This is a genomic window from Pseudoxanthomonas daejeonensis (assembly GCF_022637495.1).
Lineage (GTDB): Bacteria > Pseudomonadota > Gammaproteobacteria > Xanthomonadales > Xanthomonadaceae > Pseudoxanthomonas > Pseudoxanthomonas daejeonensis.
Map to the genome: position 1 here is coordinate 2,293,095 of NZ_CP093331.1, position 18,476 is coordinate 2,311,570.

14 protein-coding genes are annotated in these 18,476 nt (G+C 69.4%); 9 read left to right on the forward strand and 5 right to left on the reverse strand.

Annotated elements, in window-relative coordinates; translation table 11 throughout:
* Together MNQ95_RS10260 and MNQ95_RS10265 are read left to right on the forward strand one after the other, a co-directional pair.
* Positions 1-1,608, forward strand: a complete 1,608-nt coding sequence (locus tag MNQ95_RS10260) for a ShlB/FhaC/HecB family hemolysin secretion/activation protein (RefSeq protein ID WP_241952807.1) — start codon at positions 1-3, stop codon at positions 1,606-1,608.
* Between the two features lie 37 nt (positions 1,609-1,645).
* Positions 1,646-2,404, forward strand: coding sequence for a SapC family protein (locus tag MNQ95_RS10265; protein ID WP_241952808.1), 759 nt, complete (start codon positions 1,646-1,648; stop codon positions 2,402-2,404).
* Between the two features lie 42 nt (positions 2,405-2,446).
* Here MNQ95_RS10265 and recQ read toward each other — a convergent pair whose 3' ends face one another.
* The 4 genes from recQ to MNQ95_RS10285 form a co-directional block, all read right to left on the reverse strand.
* Positions 2,447-4,318, reverse strand: coding sequence for a DNA helicase RecQ (gene recQ, locus MNQ95_RS10270; protein WP_241952809.1), 1,872 nt, complete (start codon positions 4,316-4,318; stop codon positions 2,447-2,449).
* Between the two features lie 196 nt (positions 4,319-4,514).
* Complete coding sequence (locus tag MNQ95_RS10275; RefSeq protein ID WP_241952810.1) at positions 4,515-5,726, reverse strand: NAD(P)/FAD-dependent oxidoreductase; 1,212 nt, start codon at positions 5,724-5,726, stop codon at positions 4,515-4,517.
* 45 nt (positions 5,727-5,771) lie between these two features.
* A complete protein-coding gene (gene ybaL, locus MNQ95_RS10280; RefSeq protein WP_241952811.1) occupies positions 5,772-7,475 on the reverse strand; it encodes a YbaL family putative K(+) efflux transporter in 1,704 nt (567 codons plus the stop codon).
* A 114-nt stretch (positions 7,476-7,589) separates the two neighbouring features.
* Positions 7,590-9,983: a TonB-dependent receptor plug domain-containing protein gene (locus tag MNQ95_RS10285; RefSeq protein ID WP_241952812.1), complete on the reverse strand. Its 2,394-nt coding sequence runs from the start codon at positions 9,981-9,983 to the stop codon at positions 7,590-7,592.
* 207 nt (positions 9,984-10,190) lie between these two features.
* Here MNQ95_RS10285 and MNQ95_RS10290 point away from each other — a divergent pair, with 207 nt between their 5' ends.
* The 3 genes from MNQ95_RS10290 (at position 10,191) to MNQ95_RS10300 (ending at position 13,394) form a co-directional block, all read left to right on the forward strand.
* A complete protein-coding gene (locus MNQ95_RS10290) occupies positions 10,191-12,062 on the forward strand; it encodes an ABC-F family ATP-binding cassette domain-containing protein (protein ID WP_162408320.1) in 1,872 nt (623 codons plus the stop codon).
* A 205-nt stretch (positions 12,063-12,267) separates the two neighbouring features.
* Positions 12,268-12,600, forward strand: coding sequence for an FmdB family zinc ribbon protein (locus MNQ95_RS10295; protein WP_241952813.1), 333 nt, complete (start codon positions 12,268-12,270; stop codon positions 12,598-12,600).
* A 149-nt stretch (positions 12,601-12,749) separates the two neighbouring features.
* Positions 12,750-13,394 (forward strand): hypothetical protein, encoded by a 645-nt coding sequence (locus MNQ95_RS10300; protein WP_241952814.1) that lies wholly within the window; start codon positions 12,750-12,752, stop codon positions 13,392-13,394.
* A gap of 12 nt (positions 13,395-13,406) precedes the next feature.
* Here MNQ95_RS10300 and MNQ95_RS10305 read toward each other — a convergent pair whose 3' ends face one another.
* Positions 13,407-14,072: a DUF3011 domain-containing protein gene (locus MNQ95_RS10305; RefSeq protein ID WP_338015088.1), complete on the reverse strand. Its 666-nt coding sequence runs from the start codon at positions 14,070-14,072 to the stop codon at positions 13,407-13,409.
* 484 nt (positions 14,073-14,556) lie between these two features.
* Here MNQ95_RS10305 and aspS point away from each other — a divergent pair, with 484 nt between their 5' ends.
* The 4 genes from aspS to MNQ95_RS10325 all read left to right on the forward strand — a co-directional run bounded on the left by aspS (position 14,557) and on the right by MNQ95_RS10325 (position 18,432).
* Entirely contained in the window at positions 14,557-16,338 is a 1,782-nt protein-coding gene (gene aspS / locus MNQ95_RS10310) for an aspartate--tRNA ligase (protein ID WP_241952815.1), read from the forward strand.
* Positions 16,339-16,469: 131 nt separating this feature from the next.
* Positions 16,470-17,006: a GNAT family N-acetyltransferase gene (locus tag MNQ95_RS10315; RefSeq protein WP_241952816.1), complete on the forward strand. Its 537-nt coding sequence runs from the start codon at positions 16,470-16,472 to the stop codon at positions 17,004-17,006.
* 3 nt (positions 17,007-17,009) lie between these two features.
* Positions 17,010-17,669 carry an esterase/lipase family protein gene (locus tag MNQ95_RS10320; RefSeq protein WP_241952817.1) on the forward strand — a complete coding sequence of 220 codons (660 nt, stop codon included), beginning with the start codon at positions 17,010-17,012 and terminating at the stop codon, positions 17,667-17,669.
* Positions 17,670-17,706: 37 nt separating this feature from the next.
* On the forward strand, positions 17,707-18,432 hold the full coding sequence (locus MNQ95_RS10325) for a YebC/PmpR family DNA-binding transcriptional regulator (RefSeq protein ID WP_162408314.1): 726 nt from the start codon (positions 17,707-17,709) through the stop codon (positions 18,430-18,432).
* Positions 18,433-18,476: the final 44 nt, after the last annotated feature.

Consider the following 18,476-nt stretch of genomic DNA (forward strand, 5'->3'; position numbering starts at 1 on the left):
ATGCTGGCCACGCTGTGGGGTATCAACGGATTGGCGCTCGCGCAGGTCGCACCGACGCTGCCGGGGCAGGTCAGCCCGGTGCTGCAACGCGAACAGCTCGAACAGCAGCAGCGCCAGCGCGAGATGGAAGAGCGCGCCCGCCAGCTGCAGGTGCCCGCGCTGAAAGGCGAGGCCCTCGAGGCGCAGGCGCTGCCCGACCAGGACGTGGCGTTCGTGCTGCAGAGCATCCGCTTCACCCCGTCGGTGTTCCTGCAGGAACCCGACCTGGAGGCGCTGGCGCGCCCCTACGTCGGCCGCGAACTGCGCTTCGCCGACCTCAACACCCTGCTGGCGCAGGTCAACGCGCTGTACGAGCGCGCGGGCCAGCTGACCGCGCGCGCGGTCATCCCGCCGCAGAGTGTCGAGAAGGGCGAGCTGCGGGTCGTGCTGGTGGAAGCCAAGCTCGATGAAGTGGAATGGCAGGGGCAGCGCTGGGTCGATCCCGCCTTCTACGAGCGCCGCATCCAGCTGGAGCAGGGCCAGGTGCTGGACAGTCCGAAGCTGATGTCGGACATCCAGCGCTTCAACGCCACCACGCCCGGTCCGCAGGTCAGCGCGGGCCTGTCGCCCGGGCGGACCTTCGGCACCTCGAAGGTGACCTTGCAGGCGCATGAACCCGAACGCCTGCAGTGGCTGGGCTTCGCCAACAACTACGGCAACCAGGGCAGTGGCCGCGAACAGTTCGGCGGCAGCCTGACCTGGTTCTCGCCCAGCGGCGCTTCGGACACCTTCACCGCGCTGGTGGTGGGGACGTCCGATTCGACCTACGGCAGCCTGCGCTACGCACGGCCGGTGAACCGCTACAACGGCGTCGCCTACGTCGAGGCGGGCGCCAACACGATGAAGATCACCGAAGGCCCGTATGCCGACCTGGACATCGAGGGCGACTCGCAGGTCTATTCGGCCGGCTACGACCACCCCTGGTGGCTGGGCCCGAAATGGTTGCTGCGCGCCGGCGCCGGCTACATGTGGCAGGCATCGGAAACCACGGTCGAGGGCCTGCCGCTGAGCGACACCAACATCGGCGAGTTCTTCCTCTCCGGCACGGCCGAATACCGCAACGCACCCTGGTACGTGCGCTACGACCAGCGCGTGCGCCAGGCCTCGGCCGACAACGACATCAGTGGCGAGAGCGGCAGCTACACGCTGCTCAACGGCAGTGCCCTGCTCAACCGCGTCATCGGCGCGAACTACGCGTTCAACGGGCGACTGGCGTGGCAGTACGCCAGCGACCCGGCCAAGCTGCCGTCGTCCCTGTACTTCCAGCTGGGCGGCATCACCAGCGTGCGCGGCTACGATCCGGGCGTGATTTCCGCGCCGCGCGGCGTGAGCACGAACCTCGAGTTCTCGCGGCGCTTCGCCGAGCGCTGGCAGCTGTTCGCGTTCTACGATTACGGCCTGGCCACTGAACTGGGCACGCGCGACGTCGACCTGCAAAGCGCCGGTCTCGGCTTGAACGTGGACTGGAACCGCCACTTCAGCGCTAACCTGGTCGCGGCCAGCGCCCTGAACGACGTGGTGCCCGACCAGGACAGCACCCAGGTCCTGCTGCAGATCATCGTGCGCTGAGCAACCGCAGAAGAATGGAATACGGAGAAGTAACACCATGAGCAACCAGCTGTTGTTGTACAAGCAGATCACCGCACTCAACCGCGACTCGCACCGCCAGCTGCGGCTGCGCCAGGCCGAGGACGCGCGCTTCGCCGCCTCGACGCACCTGGTGCCGCTGGCCGGCGTGGAATTCTTCCAGGCCGCGCGGCATTACCCGATCCTGTTCGTGGGCGAGGGCGCCAATGCCTCGCCGATCGCGCTGCTGGGCCTGAAGTCCGGGCAGAACGGTTTCGTCGACGAAGCCGGGCAGTGGCAGGGCAGCGCCTACGTCCCGGCCTTCGTCCGCCGCTACCCGTTCGTGCTGGCCCAGGCCGACCAGGAGAACTTCACCGTCTGCTTCGACCGCGAGTTCCCCGGCTGGAACGAGCAGGAAGGCCAGGCCCTGTTCGACGCCGAAGGCAAGAACAGCGCGTACCTGGACGAGATGATCCGCTTCCTGCACAACTTCACCGCCGAGATGGAGCGCACCCGCCAGTTCGTGGCCAAGCTGGCCGAGTTCGAGCTGCTTGCGCCGCGTTCGTTGCGCCTGAACCACAGCAACGGCGAGAGCTTCGTGCTCAGCGATTTCGTCGCGGTCGACGAAGAGAAGTTCCTGAAGCTGCCCGACAAGAAGGTGCTGGCGTTGAACAAGGCCGGCTACCTGGGCTGGGTCTATGCGCACCTGATGTCGCTGGGCAATGCCAACACGCTGTTCGAGCGGCACGTCGCCGGGCTCAAGGCCGCGACGCAGGGCGCGGAGCCGACCAGCCACTGATGAGTGCGCAGGGCGCCGGATCCCGACGGGGTCCGGCGCGACTCAGCCCTGCTCGCGCACCACGTCCAGCACCGCTTCGCCGTAACGGCCGAGCTTGCTGCCACCGATGCCGCCGACCCGGGCCAGTTCGCTGACCGAAGCGGGCCGCAGCTGGGCGATGTCGCGCAGCGTGCGGTCGTGGAAGATCACGTAGGCCGGCACGTTCTGCTCGCGCGCCAGCTGCCCGCGCCAGGCGCGCAGGGCGTCGAACAGCACGCGGTCGCCGGCATCCACGTGCAGGGTGCTTTCGCTGCGCCGCTCGCCCGACACGCCGCGACCGGGCTTGCGCGCCGGTTCCTCGCGCAGGTGGACCTCGCGTTCGCCGCGCAGCACCGGACGCGCGGCATTGCCCAGTCGCAGGCTGCCGTGGCCCTCGGCATCCACCTCGAGCAGGCCGGCCACCACCAGCTGGCGGAACACGCTGCGCCAGGCGTTCGCATCCAGGTCCGCGCCGATGCCGTAGGTGGACAGTTCGTTGTGGCGGAACTGGCGCACCTTCTCGGTATCGGCGCCGCGCAGCACGTCGATCAGGTGGCCGGCGCCGAAACGCTGGCCGGTGCGATAGACGCAGCTCAGGGCCTTGCGCGCCGGCTCGGTGGCGTCCCAGGTGCGCACCGGCTGCAGGCAGTTGTCGCAGTTGCCGCAGGTGCCGTTCGCGGATGCTCCGGCCTCGTAACGTTCGCCGAACGCGGCCAGCAAGGCCTGGCGCCGGCATTGCGCCGACTCGCAGTAGCCAAGCAGCTGGTCGAGCTTGTGCCGCTCCAGCCGTTTGCGCTCCTCGCTGGCTTCGCCCTGCTCGATCATCTGCCGCAGCAGGACCACGTCGCCGAGTCCGTAGCCCATCCAGGCCTCGGCAGGCTCGCCGTCGCGGCCGGCGCGGCCGGTCTCCTGGTAATAGCCCTCGATCGACTTGGGCAGGTCCATGTGGGCGACGAAGCGCACGTCCGGCTTGTCGATGCCCATGCCGAAGGCGATGGTGGCGCACATCACGATCCCGTCCTCGCGCAGGAAGCGACGCTGGTTCTGCGCGCGCACCTCGGCCGGCAGGCCGGCGTGGTAGGGCAGGGCGGCGATGCCGCGCCCGGCGAGGAATTCGGCGGTTTCCTCGACCTTGCGCCGCGACAGGCAGTAGACGATGCCCGACTCGCCGGGGTGCGAGGCGAGGAAGTCGACCAGCTGCCGGCGCGGATTGTCCTTGTGCGCGACCGAGTAGCGGATGTTCGGCCGGTCGAAGGAGCTGAGGAAACACTGCGCATCTTCCAGCGCCAGGCGCTCGGCGATCTCGCGCCGGGTCGGCGGGTCGGCCGTGGCGGTCAGCGCGATCCGCGGCACCTCCGGCCAGCGCTCGTGCAGCACGGCCAGCTCGCGGTACTCGGGGCGGAAATCGTGGCCCCATTGCGACACGCAGTGCGCTTCGTCGATCGCGAACAGGGCGATCGGGCTGCGATCGAGCAGCGAGAGGAAGCGCGGGGTGAGCAGGCGTTCGGGCGCGACGTAGAGCAGGTCGAGTGTGCCGTCGAGCAGGTCGCGTTCGACCTGGCGGGCGGTTTCGGCATCAAGCGTGGAATTGAGGTAGGCCGCGCGCACGCCGACCTGGCGCAGCGCTTCCACCTGGTCCTGCATCAGCGCGATCAACGGCGAGACCACCAGGCCGGTGCCATCGCGCAGCAGCGCCGGGATCTGGTAGCACAACGACTTGCCGCCGCCGGTGGGCATCAGCACCAGCGCGTCGCCGCCGCCGGTCACGTGCTCGACGATGGCCTGTTGCTGGCCGCGGAAGGCGTCGTAGCCAAACACGCGGCGCAGCGTCGCCAGCGCTCCGGGAGCCGTGGCCGCAGGTGGGCTGCGCACAGAGTGGTCGATGAGTTCCTGCATGCGTACAGGATACCGGCCACTTCCGGCCACCGCGCTGAACCGGCGGCGCGTGCGGGGCTGCGATTTCACCTTGATCCGGTGTAGGAATGCTGCCGCAAGCTCACCGGCACATGGATCGCATGCTGGCAAGGCGATCCTGTAACGCCGGGGTGGATTCGAGAAGACGCAGCTCCCGCAGGCGTGCGACCGCCGGGACTCAGCCTTTGCGTTCGAACGAGAACAGCTTTCCGAGCGGATGCCGGCGCCTTTCGACGGTAGCTCGCAGCAGTTGCGCGCCCAGCGCCGAGTAGGTGATGCCGTTGCCGCCGTAGGCCATGGCAAACAGCACCCGCGGTCCCCACTGTTCGTGCCGGCCGAACCAGGGCAGGCCATCCCTGGTCTCGGCGAAGGTCCCGCCCCATGCGAACGCGGGACGCAGCGGCAGGTGCGGGAACAGCGCCCGGGCCTTTTCCAGCAACGTGCCGGCCTTGGCCTGCACCCGCGCATCCCGCCTGGCGGGGATGTCGACCGCATCGTCCTCGCCGCCGACGAGCAGCCGCCGGTCCGGCGTGGTGCGCACATACAGGTAGGGACGCGCGCTTTCCCAGACCAGGCTGTCGACCAGGCCGCCGAGCAGCGCCGCCGGCAAAGGGTCGCTGACGAAGGCGTAGCTGCTGCGGTTGCGCGCCACGCGCTTGCGCAGCCAGCGCTGGTTTTCGTAGCCGCAGGCCAGGACGACGTGGCCGGCGCGCACCTGGAAGCCGGACGCGGTACGCAGCACCACGCGCCGCGAGGTCGCCTGCAGGTCGACGATTTCCTCGTGGTCGTGCACCGCGCCGCCGCTGCGATGCAGGCGGCGCAGGAGCCTCTGCGCCATCTGGTAGGGATCGACCTGGGCGGCCTGCCGGCTGAGGATGGCCGCCGGCGCGCGGAACCCGTAGCCGGCCTCCACGTCATCGGCCTCCCACCATTCGACCTCGATTCCATGGCGCTCGCGCGCGGCGAATTCTTCGCGCAGGCCACGCACGTGCCGGCGGCGGCTGGCGTAGTAGAGGCTGCGGCAGGCATTGAAGGCGACGCCGTCGAGACCGGCGGCGCGCTCGTGCAGCCAGTCGATCGCCGTCACGCAGGCCCGGTACGCCAGCGCGGCGTCGGCTTCGCCGTAGCGCTTCGCCAGGTCGACCAGGTGGGTGTCGATCTCGTACTGCAGCAGCGCGGTGCTGGCCGAGGTGCTGCCCCAGCCGACGTCGCGCTTTTCGAGCACGGCGACCGCGTGGCCGTGCGCAGCCAGTTCGTCGGCGATGAGCGCGCCGGTGATGCCGCCACCGACCACGGCGACGTCGCAGTCGAGGTCGGCGGCCAGCGCCGGCAGGGGCGCGGACAGTCCGCCGCGTATCGCCCAGAAGGGATAACCGCTTTTCAGGTCCATCCCGGCAGTCAAGCCGGTCGCGGCGCAGCGCGCCGTGAAGGCGGCTCAGACCGGCGGTACTGCCGCCTCGCGATTGGCGTAGCGGAAGGTCGGCGTCGACATCACCATTTCGGCCAGCGAATAGGCCAGCTCGCGCTCGGCCATCACCGCGCCGTCGGCGCCGTGCGAGAGCAGGTGGCGCACCTCGGCATCGCTGTGCGCGCGGGCAAGCACCGGCAGCGCCGGGCTGAGCGCGCGCAGCTTGGCGATCGCTTCGCCCGCCTCCAGAGGCTGCGGAATCGCCAGGATCGCGATGCTCGCGGTCTGCGGGTGGGCCTCGGCCAGCACCCGGTCGGACGCGGCATTGCCGCGGATGCCGGGGAAGCCGGCCGCGTGCGCCCGCTCGATATGGTCCTTGTCGGTATCGATCACCAGCACGTTGACGCCGCGATCGCGCAGCACCCCGGCCAGTTCGCTGCCGACCCGCCCGTAGCCGACGACGATGGCGTGGTTGCCGGGCACCAGCGCCGGTCCGGGGGGAGGCTCGGGTTCGGCGGGCGCCTGCATCGCTTCCTGGCGCGCCTGGCGGCGATCGAGCCAGGCGAACAGCAACGGGTTGGCGATGATCGACAGCAGCGCGCCGGCCAGCACCAGGTCGCGTCCTTCCGGGGGCAGGATCCGCAGCGATACGCCGAGCCCGGCCAGGATGAAGGAGAACTCGCCGATCTGCGCCAGGCTCACCGAAATGGTCATCGCCGTGGAGGGCGGGTGGCGGAAAGCGCGCACGATCCAGTACGCGGCCACCGACTTGCCCAGGACGATGATCGCCAGCGTCGCCAGCACCTGCCAGGGATGCTCGACCAGGATCCGCGGATCGAACAGCATGCCGACCGAGACGAAGAACAGCACCGCGAACGCGTCGCGCAGGGGCAGCGAGTCGTTGGCCGCCTTGTGGCTCAGTTCCGATTCGTTGAGCAGCATGCCGGCGAAGAACGCGCCCAGCGCGAACGACACGCCGAACAGCGCCGCCGAGCCGAACGCCACGCCCAGCGCGATCGCCAGCACCGCCAGGGTGAACAGCTCGCGTGAGCCGGTGCCGGCCACTTTTTCCAGCGTCCAGGGAATCACCCGGCGCCCCACGACCAGCATCACCGCCACGAACAGGCTGACCTTGAGCAGGGTCCAGCCCAGCGCGGCGAAGATCACGCCGAGGCTGGTGTCCTCGGGGCGCGCGCCGCCCTCGCCCAGCATGCCGCCCAGCGCCGGCAGCAGGACCAGGGTCAGCACCATCACCAGGTCTTCGACGATCAGCCAGCCGACCGCGATGCGGCCCCGCTTGGTGTCCAGCAGGCGCCGTTCTTCCATCGCCCGCAACAGCACCACCGTGCTGGCGACCGACAGGGCCAGGCCGAACACGAGGCCCTGGATCAGCGGCCAGCCCATCGCCCAGGCCAGGCCCATGCCCAGCAGCGTGGCGAACGCGATCTGCGCCATGGCGCCGGGCACGGCGATCCACTTCACTTCCAGCAGGTCGTCGAGCGAGAAATGCAGGCCCACGCCGAACATCAGCAGCATCACGCCGATTTCGGATAGCTGGTTGGCGATTTCCTGGTCGGCGACGAAGCCGGGCGTGAACGGACCCACCGCCACGCCTGCGAGCAGGTAGCCCACCAGTGGCGACAGCCGCAGCTTGTTGGCGATCGCACCCAGCACGAACGCCAGGCCGAGGCCGACCGCCACGATGTCGATCAGGCTGGTGTCATGGGGCATCGGTCACGGGTGGCGGGAGGGGGCCTGCCAGTGTCACCGACGCAGGCGCCCCGGGGCAAACGCCGCGCCGGCATGCCCGGAGCAGGTCCGGTGCATGCCGGGCGCGGAACGGCATCACCAGCGATAGTTCGCGCGCAGGTAGACGTAGGCGCCGTTGAAGCCGAACGGGTTCTGCGTCGGGTAGGGCAGCTGGCCGGACGTCGAGGTCGCGTAGATGTTCTCGTCCGGGTACTCGTTGAGCACGTTGTCGCCGCCCAGCGAGAACTCCCAGCGGTCCACCTTGAAGGTCGCCGCCAGGTCCAGCAGCCACTTCGGATCGAAGGTCTGGTCCAGCGCCGCGTTGGCGTTGCGGACGGTGAACTCGCCATAGCGCGAGGTGGTCGCGCTCAGGCGCCAGCTGTCGTTCTCCCACGCGCCGCTGAGCAGGAACTTGTCACGCGGGTAACCGACTTCGAAGCGGCCCAGCTCGACGCGTCCGAAGCGCAGCGCAGTCGGGTCGATCGCGGTCAACGCCGGAGGGTTGGGCGCGACCCGGTCGATTTCGGTCTTGGTGTAGTTGTAGCCCAGGGTGAAGTCGAGCTTGCTCGCGGCCAGTTGCCAGGTGTAGGTGCCCACCACGTCCACGCCCTGGGTGGTCGTGTCGAGCGCGTTGGTGAAGTAGCGCCCGCCCGCCACGTCTGGGAAACCATTGGTATTGAGCCAGGTACGCACCGCGGTGCTGGTCAGGTTCTCCGACAGGGTGATCCGGTCCTTGACCTTGATGTGGTACGCATCGACTGTCACGTAGAGGTCTTCGACTGGGGTCAGGACCAGGCCCAGGGTGAAGTTCTCGGAGGTCTCGGCCTTGAGCGGTTCGGCGCCCAGCGCGATGCCGGCGGGATTGGTCACCCGGAAGGTGACCAGGTCGAACGGCAGTCCCCCGATGAAATTGGTCGACGTGGTCTGGTAGTACTGCTGCTGCAGCGAGGGCGCATGGAAGCCGGTCGAAGCGGTGGCGCGCAGCGCGACCGCGTCACTGAAGGCGTAGCGGCCGCTGAGCTTTCCGGTCGTCTCGCTGCCGAAGTCGCTGTAGTCCTCGTAGCGCGCGGCGATGCCCAGGCTCAGTTTTTCGGTGAGGTCGCCTTCCAGCCCGACGAAGTACGAAAGCGAGTGGCGATCGAAGCTGCCACTGTCCGACGGACGGAAACCGGGGAACACCTGGGCGCCCGATGGAGCGGGCGTGCCATTGGGCAGCAGCACGCCACCGTTGACGTACGAGTTGACTTCGCCCGAGCCAATGGTGAACTCCTCGCCGCGCCATTCCGCGCCGTAGGACAACGTGACCGGATAGGCCCCGCCCCAGTCGAGCAGCTTGTTGAAATCCAGGTTCAGCACGTGCTGCTTGAGCTCCAGCGAACCGGCGTAGAACTGCGTCGGCGAGGTCGGGCCCAGGCTGCGGTTGAGCGTGTTGCGGATGTCGAAGTCCAGCGAGTTGGAACCGTACGTGTAGCTAAAGTCGACGTCGGTCTCGCCGGCGGTGGTGGCGCGCAGGCCGCCGGTGAAGCTGATGTCGTCGGAAGTGTTGAAGATCTGCGGCAGGAAACCATCGGGGTAGATCGACGGGATGTTGCGGGTGTCGCCGGCCGGACGGAAGAAACCGTTCGAGAGCGTTTCGCGCTTGGTATAGAGACCGAAGGAATAGAAGCTCAGGTAGTCCTCGACCGGGATCTCGCCGTTGTAGGCAACCGAGTGGTTGTCGATTTCCGGATCGCCCAGGCGCTGTACGACCTCGCCCAGTGGCGGACTGGTCGCGCTGGGGACGCCGGTGTAGGGCCGCGCGCGATCAGTCTGGTCCTGGTGGCCGGTCTGCGCTGACAGGTGCAATTTGCCGGCTCCGCCCAGGCTCAGGCCGGCATCGCCCATCACCTGGTACTGGCCGCCGTCGCCGGCGCTGAACTGGCCGTAGCCGGCGCTCAGGCTGCCGCCGCTGTCCGATCCCTTGAGCACGATGTTGACCACGCCGGCGATGGCGTCGGATCCGTACTGGGCCGAGGCGCCGTCGCGCAGCACCTCGACCCGTTCGATCGCGGCCACCGGGATGGAGTTCAGGTCCACCGGCGAGGAGCTGCGTCCCTGGCTGCCGTTGACGTTGACCAGTGCGCCGGGGTGGTAGCGCTTGCCGTTGACCAGGACCAGGGTGTGGTCGGGGGCCAGGCCGCGCAGCTGCGCCGGGCGCATCGCGTCGGTGCCGTCGTTGATCGCCGCGCGCGGGAAATTCAGCGAAGGAATGGCGCGTGCCAGGGCGGTCGCCAACTCGGTCGAGCCGGTGGCCTGCAGCGCCTCGCTGCTGATGATGTCGATCGGCGACGAGGATTCGGCGACGGTCCGGTCGGTCACCCGGGTGCCGGTGACGATGACCGTGTCGAGGACCTTGGCGGTGGGCGTGGGCGGGGCGGTCTGGGCCCAGGCGGCCGGGGCGGCCAGCGCAGCGGAGACGGCGACGGCGAGCAGGCGGTGCTTGGCGATCATGTATCGACTCCTGGAGGGGCGGGTGCGGCCTCAGGCCGAAGGGCGGTGTTGCGGTGCAGCAATTCCGGAATAAACCAGCGGACCGGCAGTTGTCAAATTTCCGTTACGGATCCTGCGCGGTGCGATGTCAAGTATTCGTTAACAGTAGAATGGGCGCGCAGCATGCGTCGGCATCTGCTGATTCCCGTTCCTTCTGTGGCGTCCCCCATGATTTCCCTGCGTAATTTCGCCCTGCGCCGCGGCGAGCGGCTGCTGTTGTCCAACGTCGACCTGGCCCTGCACGCCGGTTACCGGGTGGGCGTGGTCGGCCGCAACGGCACCGGCAAGTCCAGCCTGTTCGCGGCCATCCGAGGCGAACTCGAAGCCGACAAGGGCGATGTCGACCTGCCCGGCAAGGTGCGGATCGCCTCGGTGGCGCAGGAAACCCCGTCGCTGCCCGACCCGGCGCTGGACTTCGTGCTCGGCGGCGACGAAGTGATCGCCAAGGTGCTGCGCGACGAGGCCGATGCCAACGCACGCGAAGACTGGGAGGCGGTCGCCGCCGCGCACCAGAAGCTGGCCGAACTGAACGGCTACGACGCCGAAGCGCGCGCCGGCCGCCTGCTGCACGGCCTGGGCTTCCCGGCCGACACGCACCATCGGCCGGTGTCCTCGTTCTCCGGCGGTTGGCGCGTGCGCCTGAACCTGGCCCGCGCGCTGATGATGCCGTCGGACCTGCTGCTGCTCGACGAACCGACCAACCACCTCGACCTGGACGCGGTGTTCTGGCTGGAGCAGTGGCTGCTCAAGTATCCCGGCACGCTGCTGCTGATCTCGCACGACCGCGAGTTCCTGGACAACGTCGCCACCCACACGCTGCACCTGCACGGCGGCGGCGCGAAGCTCTACGTCGGCGGCTATACCGACTTCGAACGCCAGCGCGCCGAGCAGTTGCGCCAGCAGCAGATCGCGCACGACAAGGAACAGGCCGAGCGCGCGCATCTGCAGAGCTTCATCGACCGCTTCAAGGCGCAGGCCTCCAAGGCCCGCCAGGCGCAGTCGCGGATGAAGCGGCTGGCCAAGCTCACCGGCACCGAGGCGGTGCGCGCCGAGCGCGAGTTCCGGATCGAGTTCGCGCCCCCGCAGCGGCTGCCACATTCGCTGATCCGGCTCAACCACGTCGAAGCCGGCTACGGCCCCGATTCGGTGATCCTGCACGAGGTCGGTTTCGGCCTGGAGGCGGGCGACCGCATCGGCCTGCTCGGCCCCAACGGCGCCGGCAAGACCACCCTGGTGCGCAGCCTGGTCGGCGACCTGGCGGTCGTGGCGGGCGAACGCAGCGCGCACCCGGACCTGCGCATCGGCTACTTCGCCCAGCACACGGTCGAGTCGCTGCACGAAGGACAGTCGCCGATCGACCACTTCCGCGAGCTGTCGCCGGATGCGTCGACGCAGCTGTTCCGCGACTTCCTCGGCAAATGGAATTTCCCGGGCGACCGCGCCTTCGAGGTGGTCGACGGCTTCTCCGGCGGCGAGCGCGCGCGCCTGGCGCTGGCGCTGATCGCGTGGCAGCAGCCCAACGTGCTGCTGCTGGACGAACCGACCAATCACCTTGACCTGGAAATGCGCGAGGCCCTGGCCGAGGCGCTGAGCGATTTCGACGGCGCGATCGTGATGGTGAGCCACGACCGCCACCTGATCGGCCTGGTCTGCGACACGTTCTGGCGGGTGGCCGACGGCGTGGTCGAACCGTTCGACGGCGACCTGGACGAGTACGCGGCCTGGCTGCGCAGCCGCCCCAACGCGCAGGGCACCAAGCAGCGCATGGCCGATGCGGCGCCCACGCCGGTGCAGGTCCCGGTCGTTCCTGCGAAGCCGGCCGCGGCGAAGAAGCCGGTCAACCCGGTCAAGCTGGCGGCGGCGGAGAAGCGCGTGGGCGAACTGGAAGCCGAAGTCGCCGAACTGGACCGGCAACTGGGCGATCCGGCGCACCTGGCCGATGCCGAGCGCCTGGCCCTGCTCGGCCGCGAACGCGAGAACATGGCCGGGCAGCTGGCTGCCGCCGAGCAGGCCTGGCTGGAACTGCTGGAAAGCGCCTGAGGCGCGCGCCTGGACGTAAGCGCGCGGCGGGCCTCGCCTCGCTGCTTTCGCCACGGCCGCCTGTGCGGCGGGAAGCCGCCGGGGCAAGCCCGCTCTACCGGAACCCGGCAGCGCAGCTGCCTGCTGGCCTTGAAAGCCGGGTCGATGCCCTAAAATTCCCGATGCCCGGCCTGCCGGGCCCTTTGCCTCCCAAGACCCCTACGCCATGCCGATCTATGCCTTCCAGTGCGACGCCTGCGGCCACAGCTTCGATCGACTGCAGAAGCTTTCCGACGCCGACCCGGATACCTGCCCGTCCTGCGGCGACGAGGGCGCCATCCGCCGCCAGCTGACCGCACCGTCGTTCCGCCTGGCCGGCGGCGGCTGGTACGAGACGGACTTCAAGAAGGACGGCGACCGGAAGCGCAACCTGGTCGATGGCGGCGAAGGTGCGACCAAGGCCGAATCCAAGCCGGCCGTCGCCGAAGCGCCGAAAGCCGACAGCAAGTCCGCTGCGACGCCCGCGGCCAAGCCGGCCACGCCTTCCAGCGGCAGCTGACCACGCGGGTCCGTTCCTGCGACCGCCCGCCCGCAGGGATGGTTTTCCCCGCTGCCATGCCCGGTTTCGTGGGCCTGCACGGCGTCCGACGAACCGCACCGATGACGGCCGGCTTGCCTGCGTCCGAGCATGGCAGATAGGGTGGGGCGATGAAAAACCATACGTTCCTTCCACTGCTCCTCCTGTTGGCCGCGTGTTCGCACGGTGGCCCGGCAGCCGATTCCGCGCCCGCCGCAAGCACGGCCACGGACGTCGCGCAGGCGCCGGCCGATGCCTTCCTTGCCGCCATCGCCCGCCACTGCGGCCAGGCCTACGCCGGGCGCATCGTCGCCAACGCACCGGCCTCGGCCACGCCCGATCCTTTCGAGGGCAAGGCGCTGGTGATGCACGTGCGCGGCTGCGATGAACCCGCCAGCGGGCTGCGCATCCCCTTCCACGTCGGCGACGACCACTCCCGTACCTGGGTGCTGACCCGCACCGGCGGCGGCCTGCGCCTGAAGCACGACCATCGCCATGCCGATGGCAGCCCCGATCCGGTCACGATGTACGGCGGCGACACCGCCGACGCGGGCAGCGCCACGCGCCAGGCCTTCCCGGTGGATGCCGATTCGGTGGCGATGTTCGAGCGCGAGGGCCTGAAGGCTTCGGTGGTCAATACATGGGCGATGGAAATCGAGCCGGGCCGGCGCTTCCTCTACGAACTGGCGCGGCCCGACGGGCGCCTGTTCCAGGTGGAATTCGACCTGTCGGCGCCGGTCGCGCTGCCGCCCGCGCCCTGGGGCGCGGACAGCTGAAAACGATGGCGGTCAGCGCGCGCCGAAGCGCGCGCGGCAGCCGCCGTCGACCCAGATCGTGTTGCCGCCGTCCCAGCCCCAGTTGCGGCCTTCCTGGCAGCGCGTGCTGGAAATCTGCTGGATCACCACCGGCCGGCCCTGGCGCCGGTCCCATGAGCAGGTGCGGCGCCGGTTGTTCTCGCTGTTGCAGGTGACCGAGTAGCCGGGGTTGGCGCCGCCACCGCCGCGGCCCTGGGCGAACTCGCCGCGGCAGCCGTTGCTGACCCAGATCGAATTACCGCGCTGGCCCCAGGTCCGGCCCTCGACGCAGGCGGCGCCCGACAGTTGCCTGACCAGCACCGCATTGCCGCGGAAGTTGGTCGGGCAGGTCCGCTCGCGGTTGTTCTGGCTCTCGCACCGGATGGTCTGGCCGGTGCCGCCATGGCCGCCACCGCGTCTCTCGGCGAAACGGCCGCGGCAGCCCTGCTCGACCCACATCACGCCGTTGCCGCCGCCGAAGTTGACGCCCTCCACGCAGCGCGTGCCGGAAATGTTCTCGACCAGCACCGGGCGGCCGTTGAACGGCGTGCGGCACTCGCGCCGGCGGCGGTCGGTGCTGGAGCAGATCAGGGTCTGTCCGCTCCAGTTCGAGCCGTTCCAGCCCGGTCGAAGGCCGGAGCTGCTGCTGCCGCCGCGCAGGGAAGTGGCGATGTCCTGCTGGATCCGGCTGAAGCCCCAGCCGGAATCGACCTGGTCCAGGTAGAACTCCAGCTGGTCGTCGGGGATCTGGCGGCCGCGGGACTGGTCGGCGTATTCGCGCTCGATCACCCGGACCCGGTCGGAGAAAGACAACTGGCGCAGGTTCTCCGGCGCGTAGGCGCGGGCCGCGGCCTGGGCGACGGCGGGGGCGGGCGCCACGGCGGCGGCAAAGGCCACGGCCAGTACCAGGGATGCGGCGGACAGGGAACGGATCATGACTTTCTCCTCCTTGGAAGTCGCCTTGAGACCGCGGCGGGTTCGACTCCGGATTTACCCCGCTCCGGCTTAATGCCGGCCCACCGGAGCCGGAGCGACGGGAGTGCAGGGACGGTCCCTGCCGGACAGGTTTGCCCGGGCCGGGCGTGGGCCTCAAAATGTCGCGTTCCCCGGCGCCGATGGCGTCCGGCCCCCCTGTGGAGTTCCCATGCGTACCCATTTCTGCGGCCTGGTCGACGAGACCCTGATCGGCCAGACCCTCACCCTCGCCGGCTGGACCGACGTGGCCCGCAACCTCGGCGGCGTCTGCTTCATCGACCTGCGCGACCATGAGGGCATCGTCCAGGTCACGGTGGAACCGGACAACGCGGAGGTGTTCGCGGTGGCCGCGTCGCTGGGCTACGAGGACGTGCTGCAGGTGGAGGGCGTGGTCCGCGCGCGGCATGCGGTCAACGACAAGATCCGTACCGGCAAGGTCGAGGTGATCGCCACCCGGATCACCATCCTCAACAAGGCCGCGCCGCTGCCGTTCCACGCGCACGAGAACCCGGGCGAGGAAACGCGCCTCCGGTACCGCTACCTCGACTTGCGCCGCCCGGAAATGCAGCGCATGCAGCGCACCCGCATCAAGCTGGTGCAGGCGCTGCGCCGGCACCTGGACGCGGACGGTTTCCAGGACATCGAGACCCCGATCCTGACCAAGGCCACGCCGGAAGGCGCGCGCGACTTCCTGGTGCCGGCGCGCATGCACCCGGGCGAGTTCTACGCCCTGCCGCAGAGCCCGCAGCTGTTCAAGCAGATCCTGATGGTGGCCGGCTTCGACCGCTACTACCAGATCGCGCGCTGCTTCCGCGACGAGGCCCTGCGCGCCGACCGCCAGCTGGAATTCACCCAGCTGGACATGGAGTTCGCCTTCGTCCGCGAGCGCGACGTGCAGGACTACGTCGAAGGCATGATCCGCGCGATCTTCAAGGAGGTCGTCGACGTCGACCTGGTCGCGCAGTTCCCGCGCATGACCTGGGCCGAGGCGATGCGTCGCTACGGTTCTGACAAGCCCGACCTGCGCATCGCGCTGGAACTGGTCGACGTGGCCGAACTGGTGAAGGACAGCCAGTTCGCCGTGTTCACCGGTCCGGCCAACGATCCGGACGGCCGCGTCGCCGCGCTGCGCATCCCCGGCGGCGCCTCGCTGTCGCGCAAGCAGATCGACGAGTACGCCGCGCACGCCGCCAAGTACGGCAGCAAGGGCCTGGCCTACATCAAGATCGACGAGGCCGGCGCGGTCAGCTCGCCGATCCAGAAGTTCTTCGGCGAGGCCGCATTCGCCGCCCTTGTCCGGCACGTTGGCGCCGGCAACGGCGACATCGTGTTCTTCGGTGCCGGTGCCTACAACAAGGTGTCCGACTTCATGGGCGCGGTGCGCCTGAAGGCCGGCAAGGACTTCGGCCTGGTCGCCGACGGCTGGGCGCCGTTGTGGGTCACCGACTTCCCGATGTTCGAGTGGGACGAGGAGGCGCAGCGCTACGTGGCCCTGCACCATCCGTTCACCGCGCCGGCGGTGGACGACATCGCGGAACTTCGCGCGCATGCGAAGACGGCGGTCTCGCGCGGCTACGACATGGTCCTCAACGGTAATGAGATTGGCGGCGGTTCGATCCGTATCCACCGGCCGCAGATGCAGAGCGCGGTGTTCGAGCTGCTGGGTATCGGTGCGGAGGAGGCCGCGGCCAAGTTCGGCTTCCTGCTCGACGCACTCAACTTCGGCGCACCGCCCCACGGCGGCATCGCCTTCGGCATCGACCGCATCGCCGCGCTGATGGCCGGCACCGAGTCGATCCGCGACGTCATCCCGTTCCCGAAGACCACCGGCGCGCAGTGCCTGATGACCGGTGCGCCGTCGCCGATCCCCGACGCGCAGCTGGCCGAAGTGCACGTGATGGTGCGGGCCGCTTCACCGCAGGAGCGGGCCGCTTCATCGCAGGAGCGTTGAAGCTCCCACGATTCCGCCGCGGGCGGAATCGTGGGCCCCGCCTGCATGTTTCCACATCCCCTGCGGCTGCCGCCGCGCTCCCCTTGACTCAAGGGGAGCTCACCTCCGATCGACGACGAAGGGACTGCTGCATGGCGATGACGATCCGGCGAGCGACGGTGGGCGACGCGGCGCTGCTGTCCGACCTGGCCGCGCGCACGTTCACCGAGACGTTCGGACACCTGTATCCGGCCGCTGACCTGGAGTACTTCCTGCGCGACGCCTATCCGGTGGAGAAGCAGGCGGTGATCCTCGCCCACCCCAACTATGCGGTGTGGCTGCTGGAGGACGACGGGCGCGCGGTGGGCCATGCCGCGGCGGGTCCGTGTGGCCTGCCTCATGCGGATGTCGCCCAGGGCGATGGCGAGCTGAAGCGGCTCTACGTGCTCGCCTCGCACCAGAACGGGGGTTGGGGCGGAAAGCTGTTCGACGCCGCCGAACGCTGGCTGCTGCGCGGCGGTCCACGCACGCTGTGGGTCGGGGTGTGGTCGGAGAACTTCGGCGCGCAGCGCTTCTACGCGCGGCACGGGTTCTCGCAGGTCGGCACCTACGAGTTTCCGGTGGGCCAGGTGCGCGACCTGGAATTCATCCTGCGCCGGCCGGTGGGCGCCACGACGGACGCCGTCTGATCCATGGATGGCGCTCCGCTGCGCGTGCTGCTGCTGCACGGATTGTGGATGCCGGGCCTGTCGATGGGCTGGATGGCGCGCCGGCTGCGCCGCGAGGGATTCGCCACCTCGGTGTTCGCATATCCCGGGGCGATGGCCGGGCCACGCATCGTGCTGCCGGCGCTGTCGGCGCGCCTGCGCCAGGCCGATGCCGTGGTGGCCCACAGCCTGGGCGGGCTGATGACCCTGGAAGCACTGCGCCGGGATGGCTTTCCCGATGTCGCCCGCGTGGTCTGCCTCGGTTCGCCGCTGTGCGGCAGTGGCGCGGCGCGCGGCCTGCGCACGCACCTGGCCACGGGCTGGGCGCTGGGCCGTGCCGGGGCGCTGTTGCGACGGGGCTGCATGCCGTGGGAAGGGCCTGCCGAGGTGGGCGTCGTGGCCGGCACGCGCGCAATCGGGTTCGGTCGATGGTTCGCCCGTTTCGATGGCCCCAGTGACGGCACCGTGGCGGTCGCCGAGACGCGGCTTGCCGGCCTGGCCGACCATTGCCTGGTCGACGCCAGCCACAGCGGCCTGCTGTTCTCGGAGGCCGCGGCCAGCCAGGCGGTTCATTTTCTCCGGCAGGGTCGCTTCGGGCCGGACGCCGCCGTGCCGGCACGCATGCAGGCGCGGCGCCCGGTGTAAAATCGCCGCCTCGCAACCGCACGCACCGGACGTCACCATGGGCAGAGGCCCGTCGATCGAAGCCCGCAAGAACGCCACCGACGCCAAGCGCGGCAAGATGTTCACCAAGCTCATCCGCGAAATCGGCGTTGCGGCCCGCGCCGGCGGCGGCGAACCGGCCAACAACCCGCGCCTGCGCGCGGCGATGGACAAGGCCCTGGCCGCGAACATGTCCAAGGACGTGATCGAGCGTGCGATCAAGAAGGCCACCGGCGAGCTGGAAGGCGTCGAGTACGAGGAGATCCGCTACGAGGGCTACGCACCCGGCGGCGTCGCGGTGATCGTGGACTGCCTGACCGACAACCGCGTACGCACCGTGGCCGACGTGCGCCACGCCTTCTCCAAGTGCGGCGGCAACATGGGCACCGAGGGTTCGGTCGCCTTCATGTTCAAGCGACTGGGCGTGCTCAGCTATGCCGGCGGGATCGACGAGGACAAGGTCACCGAAGCGGCGATCGAAGCCGGAGCCGACGACGTGGTGGTGTACCCGGAGGACGGCGCGATCGACGTGCTCACCTCGGCCGAGCAGTTCGACGCGGTGAAGCTGGCGATGGAAGCGGCGGGCCTGGCGCCTGGCTACGCCGAAGTCACCTTCCGCGGCGACAACGACATCGCCGTATCCGGCGAGACTGCCCAGCAGGTGACCAAGCTGCTGGGCATGCTCGAGGACCTGGACGACGTGCAGAACGTCTACTCCAACGCCGACCTGGGCGACGCCGGCTGAACATGCACCCGCACGGGGGCGAAGCGGCGACGGCCGGGTCCCGG